The 17,836-nt window shown below is 63.2% G+C and carries 20 protein-coding genes; 9 read left to right on the top strand and 11 right to left on the bottom strand.

The features are described from left to right. The first annotated feature begins 124 nt into the window (after positions 1-124). Positions 125-460 (top strand): YegP family protein, encoded by a 336-nt coding sequence (locus tag H0I86_RS06770; RefSeq protein ID WP_038581550.1) that lies wholly within the window; start codon positions 125-127, stop codon positions 458-460. Positions 461-684: 224 nt separating this feature from the next. On the opposite strand, the gene H0I86_RS06775 is transcribed toward H0I86_RS06770, so the two are convergent. Next, on the bottom strand, positions 685-1,572 hold the full coding sequence (locus tag H0I86_RS06775; protein WP_180924470.1) for a dihydrodipicolinate synthase family protein: 888 nt from the start codon (positions 1,570-1,572) through the stop codon (positions 685-687). A 30-nt stretch (positions 1,573-1,602) separates the two neighbouring features. Next, positions 1,603-2,385, bottom strand: a complete 783-nt coding sequence (locus tag H0I86_RS06780) for an aldolase (RefSeq protein WP_097302274.1) — start codon at positions 2,383-2,385, stop codon at positions 1,603-1,605. Between the two features lie 159 nt (positions 2,386-2,544). On the opposite strand from H0I86_RS06780, the gene H0I86_RS06785 reads away from it, so the two are divergent. Further along, a complete protein-coding gene (locus H0I86_RS06785; RefSeq protein ID WP_007922237.1) occupies positions 2,545-3,087 on the top strand; it encodes a helix-turn-helix domain-containing protein in 543 nt (180 codons plus the stop codon). Positions 3,088-3,381: 294 nt separating this feature from the next. Here H0I86_RS06785 and H0I86_RS06790 read toward each other — a convergent pair whose 3' ends face one another. Beyond that, positions 3,382-4,401 (bottom strand): DUF4917 family protein, encoded by a 1,020-nt coding sequence (locus H0I86_RS06790; protein WP_180924471.1) that lies wholly within the window; start codon positions 4,399-4,401, stop codon positions 3,382-3,384. Positions 4,402-4,558: 157 nt separating this feature from the next. Here H0I86_RS06790 and yiaY point away from each other — a divergent pair, with 157 nt between their 5' ends. The 6 genes from yiaY to H0I86_RS06820 all read left to right on the top strand — a co-directional run bounded on the left by yiaY (position 4,559) and on the right by H0I86_RS06820 (position 10,115). Further along, a complete protein-coding gene (yiaY, locus tag H0I86_RS06795) occupies positions 4,559-5,707 on the top strand; it encodes an L-threonine dehydrogenase (protein WP_180924472.1) in 1,149 nt (382 codons plus the stop codon). A 315-nt stretch (positions 5,708-6,022) separates the two neighbouring features. Beyond that, positions 6,023-6,733: a PA3715 family protein gene (locus tag H0I86_RS06800; protein WP_258019404.1), complete on the top strand. Its 711-nt coding sequence runs from the start codon at positions 6,023-6,025 to the stop codon at positions 6,731-6,733. An 84-nt stretch (positions 6,734-6,817) separates the two neighbouring features. Further along, positions 6,818-7,234 (top strand): fosfomycin resistance glutathione transferase, encoded by a 417-nt coding sequence (gene fos, locus H0I86_RS06805; RefSeq protein WP_180924474.1) that lies wholly within the window; start codon positions 6,818-6,820, stop codon positions 7,232-7,234. Between the two features lie 127 nt (positions 7,235-7,361). Then, a complete protein-coding gene (locus H0I86_RS06810) occupies positions 7,362-8,000 on the top strand; it encodes a LysE family translocator (RefSeq protein WP_180924475.1) in 639 nt (212 codons plus the stop codon). 111 nt (positions 8,001-8,111) lie between these two features. Next, on the top strand, positions 8,112-9,452 hold the full coding sequence (locus tag H0I86_RS06815; protein ID WP_180924476.1) for a sensor domain-containing protein: 1,341 nt from the start codon (positions 8,112-8,114) through the stop codon (positions 9,450-9,452). 138 nt (positions 9,453-9,590) lie between these two features. Continuing rightward, complete coding sequence (locus H0I86_RS06820) at positions 9,591-10,115, top strand: DUF4142 domain-containing protein (RefSeq protein WP_038581538.1); 525 nt, start codon at positions 9,591-9,593, stop codon at positions 10,113-10,115. 92 nt (positions 10,116-10,207) lie between these two features. On the opposite strand, the gene H0I86_RS06825 is transcribed toward H0I86_RS06820, so the two are convergent. Continuing rightward, positions 10,208-10,606 carry a low affinity iron permease family protein gene (locus H0I86_RS06825; RefSeq protein WP_062823429.1) on the bottom strand — a complete coding sequence of 133 codons (399 nt, stop codon included), beginning with the start codon at positions 10,604-10,606 and terminating at the stop codon, positions 10,208-10,210. A gap of 240 nt (positions 10,607-10,846) precedes the next feature. Between H0I86_RS06825 and H0I86_RS06830 the strand changes: the two genes are divergently transcribed. Beyond that, positions 10,847-11,932, top strand: coding sequence for a type I restriction endonuclease (locus H0I86_RS06830; protein WP_162094560.1), 1,086 nt, complete (start codon positions 10,847-10,849; stop codon positions 11,930-11,932). Positions 11,933-12,002: 70 nt separating this feature from the next. Here H0I86_RS06830 and H0I86_RS06835 read toward each other — a convergent pair whose 3' ends face one another. The 7 genes from H0I86_RS06835 to H0I86_RS06865 form a co-directional block, all read right to left on the bottom strand. Further along, entirely contained in the window at positions 12,003-12,233 is a 231-nt protein-coding gene (locus H0I86_RS06835) for a hypothetical protein (RefSeq protein ID WP_180924477.1), read from the bottom strand. Positions 12,234-12,293: 60 nt separating this feature from the next. Further along, positions 12,294-13,166 (bottom strand): AarF/UbiB family protein, encoded by an 873-nt coding sequence (locus tag H0I86_RS06840; protein WP_180924478.1) that lies wholly within the window; start codon positions 13,164-13,166, stop codon positions 12,294-12,296. A 222-nt stretch (positions 13,167-13,388) separates the two neighbouring features. Then, positions 13,389-14,165, bottom strand: a complete 777-nt coding sequence (locus H0I86_RS06845; RefSeq protein WP_180924479.1) for an AraC family transcriptional regulator — start codon at positions 14,163-14,165, stop codon at positions 13,389-13,391. A 112-nt stretch (positions 14,166-14,277) separates the two neighbouring features. Continuing rightward, positions 14,278-15,540: an NAD(P)/FAD-dependent oxidoreductase gene (locus tag H0I86_RS06850; RefSeq protein WP_180924480.1), complete on the bottom strand. Its 1,263-nt coding sequence runs from the start codon at positions 15,538-15,540 to the stop codon at positions 14,278-14,280. Beyond that, positions 15,537-15,770, bottom strand: a complete 234-nt coding sequence (locus H0I86_RS06855) for a (2Fe-2S)-binding protein (RefSeq protein WP_180924481.1) — start codon at positions 15,768-15,770, stop codon at positions 15,537-15,539. The genes H0I86_RS06850 and H0I86_RS06855 overlap by 4 nt, the downstream gene beginning before the upstream one ends. Continuing rightward, on the bottom strand, positions 15,767-16,900 hold the full coding sequence (locus tag H0I86_RS06860) for an NAD(P)/FAD-dependent oxidoreductase (protein ID WP_180924482.1): 1,134 nt from the start codon (positions 16,898-16,900) through the stop codon (positions 15,767-15,769). The genes H0I86_RS06855 and H0I86_RS06860 overlap by 4 nt, the downstream gene beginning before the upstream one ends. Continuing rightward, on the bottom strand, positions 16,897-17,829 hold the full coding sequence (locus H0I86_RS06865; RefSeq protein WP_180924483.1) for a 4-hydroxyproline epimerase: 933 nt from the start codon (positions 17,827-17,829) through the stop codon (positions 16,897-16,899). The genes H0I86_RS06860 and H0I86_RS06865 overlap by 4 nt, the downstream gene beginning before the upstream one ends. Positions 17,830-17,836: the final 7 nt, after the last annotated feature.

A 17,836-nucleotide genomic window follows, 5' to 3' on the forward strand; every position in this document is an offset into this window, starting at 1 on the left:
CGGATGCGATTTTTCCTGTCTGATGCTGCGTGCCTCAGCAACACACCCCAAACGCTGGTAAACCGGCAAAGACAAGCTTTAATCCGAAGTGCATTCGCATCTTTGGACACTCAGGAGCAGGACCATGGCTGGATGGTATGAATTAAGCAAAAGCAGTGACGGGCAGTTCCGCTTCGTTCTCAAGGCTGGCAATGCTGAAACCATTTTGACGAGTGAGTTGTATTCCTCCCGCAGCGCCGCCGAAAACGGCATCGCTTCGGTGCAGAGCAACAGCCCCAACGAGGCCCGCTACGCCAAGGAAGTCTCCAAGGACGGCAAGCCTTATTTCAACCTCAAGGCGGCGAACCACCAGATCATCGGCAATAGCCAGCGCTATTCGTCCGAGGCGGCACGCGACGGCGGTATCGAAAGCGTCAAGACCAACGGTCCAACCACCACCATCAAGGACAAGACCGTTTAGTTTCTGCTCTGAAACAAAAGAGCCCGGCAGGACAACCTGCCGGGCTTTTTGTTGGGCGACGTTTTTGTGGGAGCCAGGCAATGGGTTTGTGCCTGATGTACCGCTATCGCGGGCAATCGAGCGTCGACCGGCCGCTCCTACAGGTCTGCGGCGCCCCGGCTTCTGTAGGAGCCAGGCTTGTCGGCGATGAGGCCCGCAAGCTCGCCGCTACAGCGAAGGCCCGATCAGCGCACGGCGTGCAACATGGCCTGCAATTGATTACGCCCAGCCTCACCCAGCGGGAACACCGGCAGGCGCGGGTCGCCGACCTGCAGCCCGGTCATGTTCAACCCGGCCTTGATGGTGGTCGGCAGGCCGCCCTTGAGGATGAAGTCGAGCACTGGCAACTGGCGGTAGAACAGCTCGCGCGCGCGGTCCAGGTCGTTGTCCAGCACCGCCTGGTACAGGTCCAGGTTGAGCTGCGGGATCAGGTTCGCCGCGGCGGTGCACCAGCCCTTGGCGCCAGCGGCGAAGGCTTCCAGGGCCAGCGGGTTGCAACCGTTGTAGAACGGCACCTGGCCTTCGCCCAGCAGTTGCAGCTTGTGCATGCGCTGGATGTCGCCGGTGCTCTCCTTGACCATGGTCACGTTTTCCACGGCATGGAAGATCCGCAGGATCAGCTCCACCGACATGTCGGTGCCGCTGGTGGCCGGGTTGTTGTAGAGCATGATCGGCACGCCGATGCTGGCGCCGATGGCCTGGTAGTGGGCGAGGATCTCGGCTTCGCTGAGCTTCCAGTAGGACGTCGGCAAGACCATCACCGCATCGGCACCCTTGGCCTCGGCAAAGCGCGCGCGGCGCACGGCCTTGGCGGTGGTCAGGTCGGAAACGCTGACGATGGTCGGCACGCGCCTGGCGATGTGGCGGATGCTGAACTCGGCGACCTGGTCCCACTCGGCGTCGCTCAGGTAGGCGCCTTCGCCGGTGCTGCCCAGGGGCGCGATGGCATGCACGCCGCTGTCGATCAGGCGATCGATGGAACGGCCGAGGGTGTCCAGGTCCGGTTGTTCACCGTTGGCGGTGAACGGGGTGATGGTGTAGCCGATGATGCCGTGAATATTGGTGTTCGACATGGCGACGCTCCTTTAGCGAATGAGGGGGGATCAGTTCAGGCAATCGGCGTGTTGCTTGAGGTTTTGCCGAGCGTAGTAGTTGAAGGCGGCGGCGTGGCGCTTGGGCTTGGAGATCCAGTCATGGGCCTCGCGACCGAGCTCCGGCAGGATCGGCTTGATGGTGCCGGCGGCCATGGCCAGCAACTGCAGCTTGGCGGCGCGCTCGATCAGTTGGGCGATCACACAGGCTTCCTCGATGCTGGCGCCGGTGGACAGCTGGCCGTGGTGCGAGAGCAGGATGGCGCGCTTGTCGCCCAGGGCCGCGGAGATGATTTCGCCTTCTTCGTTACCCACCGGCACGCCCGGCCAGGCCTCGAGAAAGGCGCAGTCGTCGTACAGCGGGCACAGGTCCATGTGGGAGATTTCCAGCGGTACTTCGATCATCGACAACGCGGCGACGTGGGTCGGGTGGGTGTGGATGATGCAGTTCACGTCGGGGCGGGCGCGGTACACCCAGCTGTGGAAACGGTTGGCCGGGTTGGGCATGCCGTGGCCTTCGAGCACCTCCAGGTCTTCGTTGACCAGCAGCAGGTTGCCCGCGGTGATTTCGTCGAAACCCAGGCCCAGTTGCTGGGTGTAGTAGGTGCCCGGCTGCGGGCCGCGGGCGGTGATCTGCCCGGCCAGGCCGGAGTCATGCCCGTTCTCGAACAGGATGCGGCAAGTCAGCGCCAGCTTTTGCCGGTCGGTCCACGTATTATCCGCCAGGGTGTTTTGCATCTGGGTCAAGGCTTGCTTGACCAGTTGCTCTTTGGGTAGTGCTAATGTCTTGGCCATATCGGTGTCCTTTGGTGGTTGCAATGGACGTCGGATTTGCCAGCTCCCGCAGCTCGCAAGGTCGTTGGGTGAAAGCAAATGACACTAAAGAGGCTATATGACACTTTGTGTCATTGGCAAGGACAAATCGTCGCCTCCTTGATGGGTTAACCGTTCTACATGTCTATCCGTTTGAAATTATTGAGAAAAAAACTTGGCGTGACGCTGGAGGCCCTGGCCGAGAAATCCGGCATGACCAAGAGTTACCTGTCGAAAGTCGAACGCGGCCTGAACACGCCCTCGATCGCCGCGGCGTTGAAACTGGCCAAGGCATTGAACGTGAACGTCGAGGAGCTGTTCGCCGAAGACAAGGTCAGCCTCGACAGCTACAGCCTGGTGCGCAGCGACGAGCGCCAGTCGCTGGCGGCCAACGACCAGGCGCCGGGTTATGCGGTGCTGGCGCATCAGGTCAGCGAGCGCAGCCTGCTGCCGTTCATCATCTACCCGCCCAGGGAGTTCACCGACAAGAGCTTCAAGGAACACCTGGGGGAGGAGTTCCTGTTTGTCCACGAAGGGCAGGTGGAAGTGGATTTCATGAACGAGCGGGTGATCCTCAACCGTGGCGACGCGCTGCACTTCAACGCGCAGAAACCCCATCGCCTGCGCTCGGTGGGCGAGGTGCAGGCACAGTTGTTGGTGGTGGTGCACAGCGGCGAGGAGTGAGCCCGCTCCTGCGGATTGTGGATTTTCTTACACCATTGGCGCCGAACCGCTGCCCCGTAGCCGCTGCCGAGCGCAGCGAGGCTGCGATCGAGGATGTAGTCCTCGCAAAACCTGGGCACGCGGTGGGTCAGGAAAATCAGGTTGCCTGCCTTACGGCCGCTTCGCAGCCGATCGCAGCCTCGCTGCGCTCGGCAGCGGCTACACGACGATGGACAACCCACAATCCGTAGGAGCGAGGTTTGCCCGCGATGGTGTCCGTCCAGGTGGGCCGCGGTGCCTGGGCGCGGGCGGATCTCAGCGCTCGACCGGCACCGATAGCGCAGGCGCGCCTAGGGCATGGCTCTTCGAATCGAAGAAGCGTAGCGTCACTTCCATCCCCTCGAACAGCTGGGTGTAGCGCCGCTTCTGGTTCTGGATAAAGGCCTTGCTGCGCGGGTGGATCGAGATCGCCAGGGTCTGCCCCCCGGACTGGCGGATCGCCTGCACCAGGTGGCTGTCCTGGGGGCCGAGGTCGTGGCCGAAGATGCACAGCGCGTCGCTGTGGTTGAGCAACTGCTGGTAGCAGAACGACAGGTAGTCGCTGCTGCGAATGGTCTTGAGCTTGTCCGCCACCGGGCCTTCGCTGACGAACAGCGGCACATCGTCGAGGGTCTTCAGGGTGTTGTTGATGGCGAAGTTGCCCAGCAGGGTGCCTTCGGTGGAGCCCAGCTTGCGCGCGGTGCCGTCCTGGTTGCGCACCAGGTGCAGGCCGCCGTGCAGGTACAGCACGCGGGTCTGTTGGCTGGCGGTCTGGCCGATGTCGAAGCTCGGGTCGGCGCCCTGGAACAGGTCGTCGATGCCCTGGGCATCGTGCTGGATCGCCCAGTAGTTGAGCAGGTCGTAGTTGCTGGTGAACACCGTGCGGTAGCGGCGCAGTTCCTGGTTGATCTGCGAAAGCGTCGCCGGCTGCACCAGGCGCCACGGAATGTGCACCGCATGCACGGTATTGATCAGCGCTTCCTTGATCGCATAGTAGCGATTGCGCGGCGCCGCGGAGCTGACGGCCAGGGCCTTGTTGACCCGGCTGGTGGTTTTCAGCGCGCCCAGCACCTGCTCGAAACTGCGGGTCTGCAGGGCGTCGAACACGCTCAGCTCGGATTGGCTCAGGGGCTTTTCCTCGACGGTGCGGGCGTTCTCGAACAGCGAGTCGTAGGCGAAGTCTTCCCACACCGCGCGGCTGGCGCCGTTGCCGATCAGCAGGCCGGCGATCGGCGTGCTGGCACGCAAGGCGTTCCAGTCTTCAAGGTCGGTATCAAATTCCTGGAAATCCATCATCGCGGTTCGTCGTCTCAAGGCAGAAGGTGTACAGGGCGCCGACTTTATCACGACCGATCCTTGAGCCAGATCAACAACGCGCGTGACCGATGGGTCGATCCTGTGCGCATTTGCCGGATCGGCACGGTCGATCCGCCCCTAGCCTGGAGGACGCGCCATGAGCAGCACTTTTTTCATCCCCGCCGTGAACATCATGGGTATCGATTGTCTCGACGAGGCCATGGTCGCGATTCGCAACTACGGTTTTCGCAAGGCGCTGATCGTCACCGACGCCGGCCTGGCCAAGGCGGGAGTGGCCGGGATGATTGCCGAGAAGCTGGCGATGCAGGACATCGATTCGGTGATCTTCGACGGCGCCAGGCCCAACCCGAGCATCGACAATGTCGAGAAGGGCCTGGCGCAATTGCAGCAAAGTGGCTGCGACTTCGTGATTTCCCTCGGTGGCGGTTCGCCCCATGACTGCGCCAAGGGCATCGCCCTGTGCGCCACCAATGGCGGGCATATCAGCGACTACGAAGGCGTCGACCGTTCGACCAAGCCCCAGCTGCCGTTGATCGCCATCAACACCACCGCCGGCACTGCCAGCGAAATGACCCGTTTCTGCATCATCACCGACGAAAAGCGCCACGTGAAAATGGCCATCGTCGACCGGAACGTCACGCCGTTGCTGTCGGTCAACGACCCTGCGCTGATGGTCGCCATGCCCAAGGGCCTGACCGCCGCCACCGGCATGGACGCGCTGACCCACGCCATCGAAGCCTATGTGTCCACTGCGGCCAATCCGATCACCGATGCCTGCGCGCTGAAAGCCGTGACCATGATCAGCCAGAACCTGCGCCAGGCGGTACGCGACGGCAGCGACCTGACGGCCCGGGAAAACATGGCCTACGCCCAGTTCCTCGCCGGCATGGCCTTCAACAATGCGTCGCTGGGTTTCGTGCATGCCATGGCGCATCAGCTGGGCGGCTTCTACGACCTGCCCCATGGCGTGTGCAACGCGGTGCTGCTACCCCATGTGCAGAGCTTTAACGCGATGGTCTGCGCCGGACGCCTGACCGACGTGGCCCACGCCATGGGCGCGGACATCCGTGGCTTCAGCCCGGAGGAGGGCGCGCAGGCGGCCATCAGCGCCATTCGCAGTCTGGCCCGGGATGTCGAGATCCCCAGCGGCTTGCGCGACCTGGGCGCCAAGCTGACGGACATCCCGATCCTGGCCGCCAACGCCCTGAAAGACGCCTGCGGCTTCACCAATCCACGCACCGCCGACCAGCGCCAGATCGAGGAAATCTTCCGCAGCGCGTTCTGACCCATCCCCCATTCCCTGTAGGAGCGAGCTTGCTCGCGATCGATCTCGGCGATGTTCCGCGTTGTTCTGACGAATATCGCGAGCAAGCTCGCTCCTACAGAGGGGCATAACTGGCGTTTGCGAATCGAGCCCCCAGGCTTGCATGTAGCCGAAAACCGGCAGGCTTGTTCATATGGACGCGCGGGAGTCAGGCCTGAACGGGGTTGAAAGAGTCGATTGGGCGGGGGATAGTGCGTGGCTGAAACGTGGTGATCGTCGATGGGCGCAGGGAGCGGAACAATGACATCGAGATATGGTGCGCTGGGTTGCTTGGTCATGATCGGACTGTCGCTGGGCACGACTCATGTCTATGCCCAATGTGCCGCACCCGAACTCAAGGACGGCGTGGCGGGATACTCGGAGTGCAAGGCTTGGCCAGCCTATCCTGGAGTGAGCATTGCTGCGAGTTCGCAGCTCGAGGCGCGCTCGGCTACTGAAAACCCCTATGGCGAAGGCACCTACGATCTCCGCCTGGCGCTGGTCGCGAGTGAAGGTGGCGCCGCCCTGGCCACTTATTCTCAGGCCTCGTCATTCAATTCCGACGCGATCAGCTTCAATGGGCTGAGTATTGATACTGCCCGGTATAGCCTCACGACGCAGTTACGTGCATTCGGCATTCGCGCTGCTTTCCGAGGGTCGTCACGGGCCAACCCTTTCGGTGAAACCTGGCTGTCACTCTACGTCAAAGAGGGCAACACCCTGCGTCCGGTGCTGGAGTCGTTGGTTGTCGAGTCCTATGGGGGAGAATGGGACACCAACTGTGAAGGCGAATTTCATGAGACCAAACGCACCCTTCAGATGGCCAAGAGCAGCAGCCACGGTTATGCCGACTTGATCGTCAAAACCCAGTCAAGTGCTTCGACCAATATTCGCAAGGGCGAAGAGTGCGTTTCCGTATCCCGTGTCGAGAAGCCGGCAGTGACCACCCTGCGTTACGATGGCAAGCAATACGTGGTACCGGAAGGCCTGAAAGGTCGTTCATTCTGATGTGTTGCCTGGTCTCCTGATGTTGGCTCGTCTGTTAGTCGTGCTGGCCAGGGGCGAGGCGATGGACTCGAAGGTATCCAAGGCATGCTGACCGGCCTCAACCACCTGACCCTCGCCGTTACCGATCTCGACCGCAGCCTGGGGTTTTACCGCGATCTGCTGGGCCTGCGCCTGGATGCCAGTTGGGACAGCGGCGCCTATCTGTCGCTGCCGGGCCTGTGGTTGTGCCTGTCGCTGGACCCGTCGCGCCGCTCGGCGCAAGTGCCGGACTACACCCATTACGCCTTCAGTATCGAAGCCGGGCATTTTGTGGCGTTCGCCCAGCGCCTGCGCGCCGCCGGCGTGCGGGAGTGGCGCGACAACCGCAGCGAAGGCGCCTCGTTCTATTTTCTCGACCCCGACGGCCACCAGATGGAAGCCCATGTCGGCGATCTGGCCTCGCGCTTGCGCGCCTGTCGGCAGCAACCCTATGCCGGGATGACGATCTTTACCGACGAATGACCGTCCGCCGCCGCTTCAAGACGACTGGCTGTCGCTGTGACGACCATTGTGGGGTGGTGCGGGGGCGCACAAGGCGGCAGAATCCTGCGATCAAAACCGCGCCACCTTCGGCGCTTCGGAGTGTGGCATGACTTCTTCGCTGTTACTGGCCGTCCTTGCCTCGGGCTTTATCTACGGTATTACTCCAGGACCCGGCGTGCTGGCGGTATTCGGTATCGGCGCGGCGCGCGGACGGCGAGCCGGGGCCGGCTTTCTCTGCGGGCATCTGCTGGGCGATGTGGTCTGGTGCAGCACCGCGCTGATCGCCATCGTCGGCGCGCGGGAGATCGGCAGCAGCGCCTTCGATGTGCTCGGCGTGCTCAGTGGCCTTTATCTGTTCTGGCTCGGCCTGCGGGCGATCCGCAGCCGGCGCAGCAGCGGGCAGGAGCCCCAGGGCCCGGCGCGCCAGCCGTTCTGGCACGGCATTCTGTTCGGCCTGACCAACCCCAAGGCGTACCCGGTGGCCGTGGCGACGTTCACCGCGCTGCTGTCCAGTCGCGCCGAGCTGCTCAACTGGTCGATGCTGCCCTGGCTGATCTTCCTCAGTTTCCTCGGCGGTATCGGCGCATACGCTATTCTGATTGGCATCGTCGGTGCGCGGCGGGTGCGGACCCTGTATCAGCGCCACGAACTGGCTATCACCCGGCTTTGCGGCGTGATGTTCATCGGGTTTGCCATCAACGCCTTGCTGCATGCCGTTCCGGGATTGCTGGCGAACAAGGCATAAAGGCTGTTCGCAAGGTTGCGACAGTCACGGACAAGCAGCGGCTTTGCGCCGCTGCCGGAACCCAGGGATTGATACTCGGCGCTTTATCTTCACAGGCAGTGTCGTTCCCTGATGGCAACCAACAACTCCGCGCCCTTGGCCAGTTTCATCGACCTTCTGCTGGACGCCGTCTGCGCGGTGGATGTCGAAGGCCGTTTCGTCTTCGTCAGCGCCGCCTGCGAGCGGATTTTCGGCTACACGCCGGACGAACTGGTCGGCCGGCGCATGATCGAGCTGGTGCACCCCGCGGACCGCGCACGCACCCTGCAGGCCGCCGACCGGATCATGGCTGGCGAGCCCATGCCCAACTTCGAGAACCGTTACCTGCGCAAGGACGGGCAGGTCGCCCATATCCTCTGGTCGGCGCGCTGGTCCGAGGTCGACCAGCTGCGCATCGCCGTGGCCCGCGACATCACCGAACGCAAGCAGGCCGAGTCACGGCAGGCGGCGCTGTATGCGATTTCCGAAGCGGCCCATGCCGCCGAGGACCTGCTGGCGTTGTTCCGGCGCGTGCACCGGATCATCGGGGAATGGCTGCCGGCGCTGAATTTTTCCGTCGCGCTGTACGACGAGCAATGCCAGGCGCTGAGCTTTCCCTATCACGTCGACGACCGCGAGCGTTGCCCGGAGCAGCCGGGCACGCTGACCGGCAGCCTGTGTGCCGAGGTGATCCGCAGCGGCCAGCCGTTGCTGCTGACCCCTGACGATTATGTGCCGCTGCCGGATGCCAGCGCCGACCCGCATTCACCCTGCTGGCTCGGTGTCCCGCTGAATTCGCAGAAGGGCACCATCGGCGCGCTGGTCGTCAAGAGCGCGCCGGGCGACGAGCGATACACCGAGCAGGACAAGGAGCTGCTGCAATACGTCTGCGCCCAGCTCGCCACCGCCATCGAGCGCAAGCAGCTGCATGCGCGCCTGCAGTACATGGCCCAGTACGACCAGCTGACCCAGTTGCCCAACCGCGAATTGCTCCGCGAGCGCCTGCGCAGCGCCCTGGCCCGTGCCCGTCGCGAGTCCGGGCGCATGGCCTTGCTCTACGTCGACCTGGACCGGTTCAAGCAGGTCAACGACACCTTTGGCCACGCCGTGGGCGACATGCTGTTGCAGGCCGTGGCCAACCGGCTCAAGGCCTGCGTGCGCGAAAGCGATACCGTGGCGCGGATCGGTGGCGATGAGTTCGTGGTGCTGCTCGGCTGTATCCAGCACGCGGAAGATGCCGGCATCGTCGCCGGCAAGATTCGCCAGGCACTCAACGAGCCGCTGCGCCTGGATGGCCATCAGCTGAGCATTCTGCCGAGCATCGGTATCGGCCTGTTCCCCGAACACGGCCATGACGAAAAGCAGTTGTTCAAGCACGCCGACGAGGCGATGTACGCGGCCAAGCGCGCCCAGCGCAGCCCGTCCCGCGCCTGACAGAGGCGGTGGGTCTCACCGTTTTTTTGCCAACCGTTCGTCGTGGCCGATACAACTTTTTCAAACCTTCGATGGCCTGAAAACTCTCACTCTGTGCAGGCGCCGTGCGCCGTCACCTGATCAAAGGAGGCCGACACCATGAGCTTCATGGCCACCCATCTGTCCCGCACCGGCTTCGCGCTGTTGCTCGGCCTCAGTGCCAGCGCAGCGTTCGCCCAGTCCCCCGCGGAGTTTATCGACGACGCCTCGGCCAAGGGCATGGCCGACATCGAGGCCAGTCGCCTGGCCCATCAGAAGACGTCCTCCAAGGCCGTCAAGGACTACACCATCGTGGTCATCAACGACCGCACCACCGCCAACCAGCACCTGGCGAAAATCGCCAAGAAACTCGACCTGCCCGTGGCGCCCCGGGAAGAAGTGATCAGCAAGGCCAAGGCGCTGATCCCCGAGGTCCCGGAAGGCGAAGCCTTCGACGCCGCCTATGCCGAGAGCCAGGTCAAGGCCACCGAAGAGGCCATCGAGCAGATCCAGCAACAGGCCGAAATCACCGAGGTCCCGGAACTCAAGGCTTTTGCCGAAGAGACCCTGCCGAAACTGCAAAACCACCTGCAAATGGCCAAGGCCCTCAAGGCTGGCCGGCCTCTGGACCAGTTGGATGGCTGAGGGCCGTCCCGCCGCGGCTGCGCCTTCAGGCCTGGCCTGAAGGCGCATCGCGTCCAGTGTCGCCGTTCCCCCCAGGCATTTTCAGCATCGATTCAACTCGGCTTCTGCTGTTGCTCCGGCGGTAGCTCATCCAGCTTCAAGGGTTCGCCCTCGCCGATTTCCTTGTATTCCTGGCGCAGCTTCTCCAACTGCTCGAGATCCAGCCCATCCAGGCTCAGCAACGCATTGTGCGCATCCTTGGTGGCGCGCAGCAGCTCGTCGATCTTCAAATGCAGGATGTCGTTGTCGCGGTTCTGGGTGTTCTGGATCAGGAACACCATCAGGAAGGTGATGATGGTGGTAGAGGTATTGATGACCAACTGCCAGGTATCGTTGAAACCAAAGACCGGCCCGCTCATGCCCCAGATCGCAATCAACGCCAGCGCGATCAGGAAGGTCCCCGGACTGCCGGCCCACAGCGACAGCTTCTGCGAGAATTTGGCGAATTTCATTGTCGTTTCCCCTGTGCGGCGGCATCTGAAATTCAGACATCGGCGGTAGGGGGAAAATTCTTTTTTGTGCTCGCCCTCTTTGGCGGCAGGGCTTGCATCCGTTCGGTCGTCAGAGATCCTGCCCCGGTGTTCTTTCGAGAATGGGCGGAATCTTTCTTTGTGGCGGTTTGTGTCTAGTATCAATGGCAGTCAATTTGCCACCACGCTCATACACGGATCGGAACAGGTAAGAGGCCACTCATGGAATTTTTCGAGAAGTTAACCAGTCTTGCTGCCAAGGTACGTCTGCAGGGAGCAGCTATTCAGACGGAGGAAGCGACAAAAAATGCTTTTGTCATGCCTTTCATCAGTACGGTATTGGGCTATGACGTATTCGATCCGACGGAGGTGACGCCAGAATTTGTCTGCGATATTGGAACCAAGAAGGGCGAGAAGATCGATTACGCGATTATGAAAGATGGGGAGGTTCAGATCCTCATCGAGTGCAAGAAGATCGGCGAGCCGTTGCATATCAATCATGCATCGCAATTGTTTCGTTACTTCCATGTCACCAGCGCGCGGATTTCCATCCTTACCAATGGCCAGGTGTATAAGTTTTTCACCGACCTGGATGCTCCCAACAAAATGGATGAGAAACCTTTCCTTGAACTGGATCTGCTCGATATCGACGAGTATTCGGTACCAGAGCTGACCAAGCTGACCAAGTCGTCTTTTGATGTGGAGTCGATTATCAGCGCGGCAGGTGAGCTGAAGTATGTTAGCCAGATCAAAAAAGTCATCGCTTCTCAGGTTAGTAAGCCAGACGATGACTTCGTCAAAGTCTTTGCATCGCGGGTGTACGACGGAGTGATTACCCAAAAAGTCCGTGAGCAGTTTTATGAGCTGACTCGAAAAGCGGTGGGGCAATTTCTCAATGATCAAATCAATGATCGTCTCAAGTCTGCAATGAGTGGCGCGATCCAGCCGTCTCTTGCGGTTGCCTCAGCCTCTGGAACGGGGAATGCCGATAACGATCATGCAGAAGCAGCGGACGATAAAGTGCTGACGACGTTGGAGGAGCTTGAGGGGTATCACATCGTACGTGCGGTGGTTCGCTCCGTGGTCGATGCCAAACGTATTGTCCAAAGGGACACTCAGAGTTACTTCGGTATCTTGCTCGACGACAATAACCGAAAACCGATTTGCCGACTGCATTTCAACCGTTCACAAAAGTACATCGGGATTTTTGACGAGGAAAAGAATGAGACCCGTCATCCGATCAACTCTGTCGATGAAATCTACGAGTACTCCGATCACCTGAAAAAAACCGTCGGGTATTACGACTAGAAAATCTGCATTTGGTACGAGTTAAAGAACCGGCGGGCTACGCCGGTTTTTTTATGTCTGACTCACTCCGTCAGCGTCGCCTCGATCCCCCGCTTGAAATACCCAGCACCTGGCACTGAGTGTCGACCAGCATGAAGCTGATCTCGCAGGTTTCGGCGCTACCAATGGCGATCTTGTAGATCAGCACGCTGTGCTCGGCGCACAAAGCGATGATCCGGTCACGGATATGAAAGACCTGACCGAGGCTGGCAACTAGGTTCAAAGCGTCATCGGCCTCGCCGACCTGGGCCCTCAGCTCCAATGCGCCACCGACCTGGCTCCCTGCCTTCGCCTATCAAGAGCACTTGAGCGGGATCTCGGATTAGCCGCGGGAACCGCTGATTTCACGCTGGAACGCCGCTTGTGCCCGGGCACAGGTGAGGATGCGGTAGCGTGTGCTGCGTGAGACGTTTTGGTCGCGAAAGCGCTGGTACACCGGCTGGAAGACGGTGCGATCCAGGTTGGGCTGCTCCGCGTTCAGGTAGGCCTCGCAAAGCCGGTCGTAATCCTGCTGCAAGATGAAGCGCCGGAACCAGAAGCGGTAGAAGTAACCCAGCAGGAAACCCAGGCTGAAATCGCGGTCGAGTACCAAGTGGGCGCAGCACTCGAAGTCGATCAGGCGCAGTCGGCCATCGGCGGCGACCAGAATGTTTTTCGGGTGAGGGTCCATGTGCACGAAGTCGTCGTCGAGCATCTGGCCGAACAGTCGGAAGATCGTCGGCAACAGGGTTTCAGCCTGCTCGGGATGGGCCAGCAAGCGGTCGTCGACGCTGCAATGATCGGCCCAGAAACCCACCAGCAAGTACTCTTCGCGCAGGAATGGAAAACGCCCCTTGTAGCCAAATGCCGAGACTCGGGGCGAGAGGACGGATTTGCCTGACACCACCGACAGGTTGATGAACTCGTTGGTCAGGTCGTGCAGGCCGAAGCTGCGCTTGAGGCCGAGGAAGTTCTGCAGCTGCTTTTTCCAGTGAGTCAGGCGGTTGCGTTTGAGCACCCATTGGTGTTCGCCTTCGAGCAGGAACACCCCCCGAGTGTCTTCCGGAATATCCAGCGTGGGGTATTGCTCGGGCTTGGCAAAAAAACAACGTATCAGTGTGTCCAGTTCGTGCCGGTGGGATGGATCGAAATGGAAGGTCACGCCATCGATCTGCTGCCGATGCAGCGTTCGGGTGAAGCTCCTGAGGTGAAGCATGTAGGGTTCCTGGCCTTGGATGGCGAACGAGGAGGGGCGCTGTGAGCCTGCGCTGAAACGCGAGCCGAAAGGGCGCGCATCATAATTCATCGCAGGTCCTGGCGTTCACGAAATTCATCCAGGTTGTGCGGCCTTGCGTGCCCTGGTGCTGGAAAAAACCATGCAGCGATTTGTCCTGCCGCAGACTGTGTTGGCCGGGCCTGAGCCGGCTGGTGGACTGCTTCAGTGCGCGGCATTCTGCCGGAACTGCCGTGGGCTGACGCCGGTCAGGGCCTTGAACTGGCGGCTGAAGGCGCTGTGGTCGGTGTAGCCGCATTGCAGGGCGACGTCGGTGATCGGCAGTTCGCCGAGCAGCAGGCGCGAGGCGTGTTCCAGGCGCACCTTGTGGATCATCTGCCGCGGGGTGAGGTGGAAGATGCGTTTGCAGTAGCGCTCCAGCTGGGCGATGGACAGGTCGGCGATGTGGGTCAGGTCGTCGAGGCGGATGGCTTCGTTGTAGTGCTCGCGGATATGCCGGTCCACCGCGGCCAGGCGTTCGTAGGCCGGGTGCGCGTCGCGGGCGGCCTGCAGGTCGAGGGAGATGCCGGCCATGCCGATGATCCGCCCGTCGCGCCCGTGCAGCGGCAGCTTGTGGGTCAGGCACCAGCCGGGTTCGCGGCTGCCGTACAGGTGCAGTTCCAGCTGGCCCTTGATGGTGATGCCCTGGCGCAGCACGCGCTGGTCCTGCTCGGTATAGACCGGGCCGAGCACGGCGGGAAACACCTCGGCCGAGGTCTTGCCCAGCAGCGGCGCGACGTTCTTGAAACCGCAGCGCTGGGCCAGGGTCAGGTTGGCGGTGAGGTAGCGGGCCTGCAGGTCCTTGATGAAAAACACCGCGTTGGGCAGGGTGTCGAGCAGCGGGATCACCAGGGCCATGCTGCCCAGCAGGTCGTGAATATTCTCGGGCGCCTGGCTGGCGATGGCTTCGGGCAGGCGGTGCAACTGAGCGGTGTCGATCATCAAGGGCTGCTCTTGTTATGGGGCGGGGGGCGCCCCGCGACTTTGGGTCTACTGGCTCATCCTTGAATCCCACGGCGCCGTTGGCGGGCAGTCAGCGGCAACGGTCTGCTCGTCACTTCGCGCTGGGCGTCGACTCCATCAGCAAGGTCTCGATCCGCGCGGGCACCAGGGGCGCTCGTGGTGTCGGCGCGGTCCAGCCGAACAGGGCCTGTGCCGCCGTGGCGCAGACCCGTCCCTGGCAGGCGCCCATGCCGCAGCGGCTGTGCAGTTTGGCCTCGCTCCAGCTCGCTTCGCCAGCCACGGCGGCGTACGGCACATCCTCGCAACGGCACAGCAGCGTATCAGCTCGCGCCAGGCGCAGAAGCGCCGGTTGCAGGGCGAAGGTTTCACTCACTCGCTCGGCGAACGCCTGCCAATGGGCCCGGCGCTGGATCATCGCGGTGGCCTCCCGGGTCTGCCCGCTGGCGGCCAGCCCGGCGATCTCGCCTTCGACCCTCGCCAGTTCGCTGCCGCCGATCCCGGTGCACTCGCCGGCCGCGTAGACCCGGGCGAGGCTGGTGCCCTGGTAACGGTCCACTGCAATCGCGTTGGCTTGCAGCTGGCAGCCGAGGTGGCTGGCCAGGGTGGTGTTGGGCACCAGGCCGAAACCGCAGGCAAGACGCTCGCAGGGTATTTCCCGCACCTGTTCGCCCTGCTGGATGCGCACCGCTTCCAGGCGATCATCGCCCAGGGCTTCGAGCACATGGGCGTTGCAGCGATAGGAAGTGGTGGCCAGTCCGGCGGCCTGGCTGAGCTTGGCCGGCCAGCGCCAGAGCCCGGCAGTGAAGGTCGCCAGCGCGGCCAGCGGGGCCTGTTCCAGGACCGCCTCGACCCGGGCGCCGGCCTGGCGGGCGGTGGCGGCGCTGGCCAGCAGCAATGGCCCGCTGCCGGCGATGACCACCCGCTCGCCGGCCACGGCCAGGCCGTTTTTCAGCAGCGCCTGCAAGGCCCCCGCGCCCGTCACTCCGGGCAAGGTCCAGCCGGGGAAGGGCAGCAGCAGTTCGCGGGCGCCGCAGCACAGAATCAGGCTCTGGTACTGGACCAGTAGAGCCTGCTCGGCATCTTCCAACAGCAGGGCATTGGCACCGGCGCCGGCCACCACCCGGGTGCCGGGCAGGTAGCGCAGCTGCGGATGCTCCAATACCTGCAAGGCATCGCGAGCGCTACCGTTGAGCGTGACGCCGGGCCCGTTGCGCCAGATCTGGCCGCCGGGGCGCGGGTTGTCGTCGAGCAGGATGATGGAGAGCTCGCTGTGGCTCACTGCCCGGGCCGCCGCGAGGCCGGCCGGGCCACTGCCGACGATGAGGATGTCGCAGCTCAGGCGTTGTTGGCTCATGGCGTACGCTCCACGTGCATGCCTTCGCGGCACAGGGTCTGGCAGGCCAGTTGGCGCCGGCCGTCGATGGTCATGCGGCATTCCTGGCAGATGCCCATGCCGCAGAAGGGCGCCCGGGGCTGGCCAGTGCAGGAGGTTCGGGTACGTGGGTCGCCGCTGGCGGCGATGGCGGCGGCGACGCTCAGGCCATCGCGCACGGTCAGCGCCTGACGGTCCAGGTAAATGATCATGGGGCGCTTCCTGTCAGGGGGGCGTTCAACTCGGCGAAGCGTTGGGGGCGATAGGCCTGGGCGTCGATATCCGGCCGTTCGCCGAGCATCAGGCTGGTCAGCAGCCGGCCGCTGCCGGGGGCGGTGGTGACGCCCAGGCCTTCATGACCGACCGCCAGCCACAGGCCTGTGTGTCGCGGGTGTTCGCCAAGGATCGGCAGGCCGTCCGGGGTGGCGGCGCGAAAGCCGGTCCAGGCGCGGATACCGTTCAATTGCGCGAGCCCCGGCAGGTAGGTCACGGCCCGTTGCAGCATCGGCGTCAGCACCTCGGGCTCGATGGCCGGGTCTAGGCTGTCGAACTGGCGGGACGAGCCGATCAGCAATTGTCCGGTCGGCCGTGGCTGCACATTGAACGCCACCGAGGTGCCGTTGCTGGCGTGGGCGCTGGCGGCGTAGCCCAGCTCCACCAGTTGGTGGGACACCTGTCGGGGGTAACGATCGGTGATCAGCAGGTGGCCCTTCTTCGGCCGCAACGGCAACTCCGGCAGCAGGTTCCTGACCGCCAGACCGTTAGCCAGCACCACGTACTCGGCACGCAACACACGGCCGTCATCCAGCTCCACGCGATGGGCGGCGATGGCGCTGACCGTGGCCCGCTCGCAGCTGATCCCCGGCGTGTTGTGCAACAGCCAGTGGGCCGTGGCCGGGGCGTAGAGAATGCCGTCGCCGGGGATCTTCAAGGCGCCGCCAAGACCTTTGCGCAACATGGGTTCGAGTTCGGCCAGGGTCGTGTCGCTGATCAACTCGCCCGCCACGCCGTGCTGGGCCAGGTTGATTTGCTTGGCCCGGGCCAGGTCCATTTCCGCCCGGTCCGCGGCCAGCCACAGGGTGCCGCAATTGCGGTAGGCGCAGGCGGCCGGCAGGTGTGTGCGCAGCTGGTTCCACAGGTCGATGGAGTAGTGACTCAGCGCCAGTTCGGCGGGGTTGTCGTCCATCGCCACCAGGTGGCCCATGCCCGCGCCGGTGGCGCCGCCGCTGGCGTTGTCGAGCACCCGCACCCGCAGACCGCGGCCGGCCATTTCGTGGGCGCAGGCGGCCCCGATAATGCCGCCGCCAATCACCAGCACGTCGGCTTCGGACGGCTCGCTCACGAGACGATGCCCCAGGCGAAGGGATCGTTGTCTTCGATCAGCAGGGTGGCTTCGGCGCTGATATGGGCAGTGCCGCGAAGGGTCGGGATGACCTGCTCGCCCGCCTGCTCGTAGCTGGCGCTGAACTGGCTGCCGATCACGCTGGCCTGACGCCAAATCGCCCCGGGCGCCAGCTTGCCGTCGGCGGCCAGGCAGGCCAGCTTGGCGCTGGTGCCGGTGCCGCAGGGGGAGCGGTCGTAGGCCTTGCCGGGGCACAGCACGAAGTTGCGGCTGTCGGCGTGCGGGTCGTCGGCGAACAGCTCGATATGGTCGATCACGCCACTGTCGGCGCCGCTGATGCCGGCGGCCTCCAGGGCTTCGCGCACGGCCCGGGTGTAGTGGGTCAGGGCCTCGACGTTGTCCAGGGCGATGCGCTGGCCATGCTCGCTGATCAGGAAGAACCAGTTGCCGCCCCAGGCGATATCGCCGCGGACGGGGCCGTGGCCGGGCAGCTGCAATTCGACGCCGCTGCGGTAACGGTAGGCCGGCACGTTGCGCACACTGACCGATAGGTCGTCGTGCAGGGTGGCGCTGACGGTGCCCACCGGGGTTTCGATGCGGTGCACGCCGGGTGCGATGCGCCCCAGGTGATGCAGCGAGCGCACCAGGCCGATGGTGCCGTGGCCGCACATGCCCAGGTAGCCGCTGTTGTTGAAGAAAATCACCCCGGCACAGGCATCCTCCGCCTGGGGGTCGCACAGCAGGGCCCCCACCAGCACGTCGCTGCCCCGCGGCTCCAGTACGCAAGCCGTGCGCCAGCGATCGTGGCGCTCTTGAAGGACGGCCAGCCGTTCGGCCATCGAACCGCTGCCCAGGTCGGGAAAGCCGTCGACAACCAGGCGAGTCGGCTCGCCCCCCGTATGTGAATCGATGACGGTTATTTTTTTCATGGCAGCA

This window comes from Pseudomonas chlororaphis subsp. aurantiaca, assembly GCF_013466605.1.
Classification (GTDB): Bacteria; Pseudomonadota; Gammaproteobacteria; order Pseudomonadales; family Pseudomonadaceae; genus Aquipseudomonas; species Aquipseudomonas chlororaphis_I.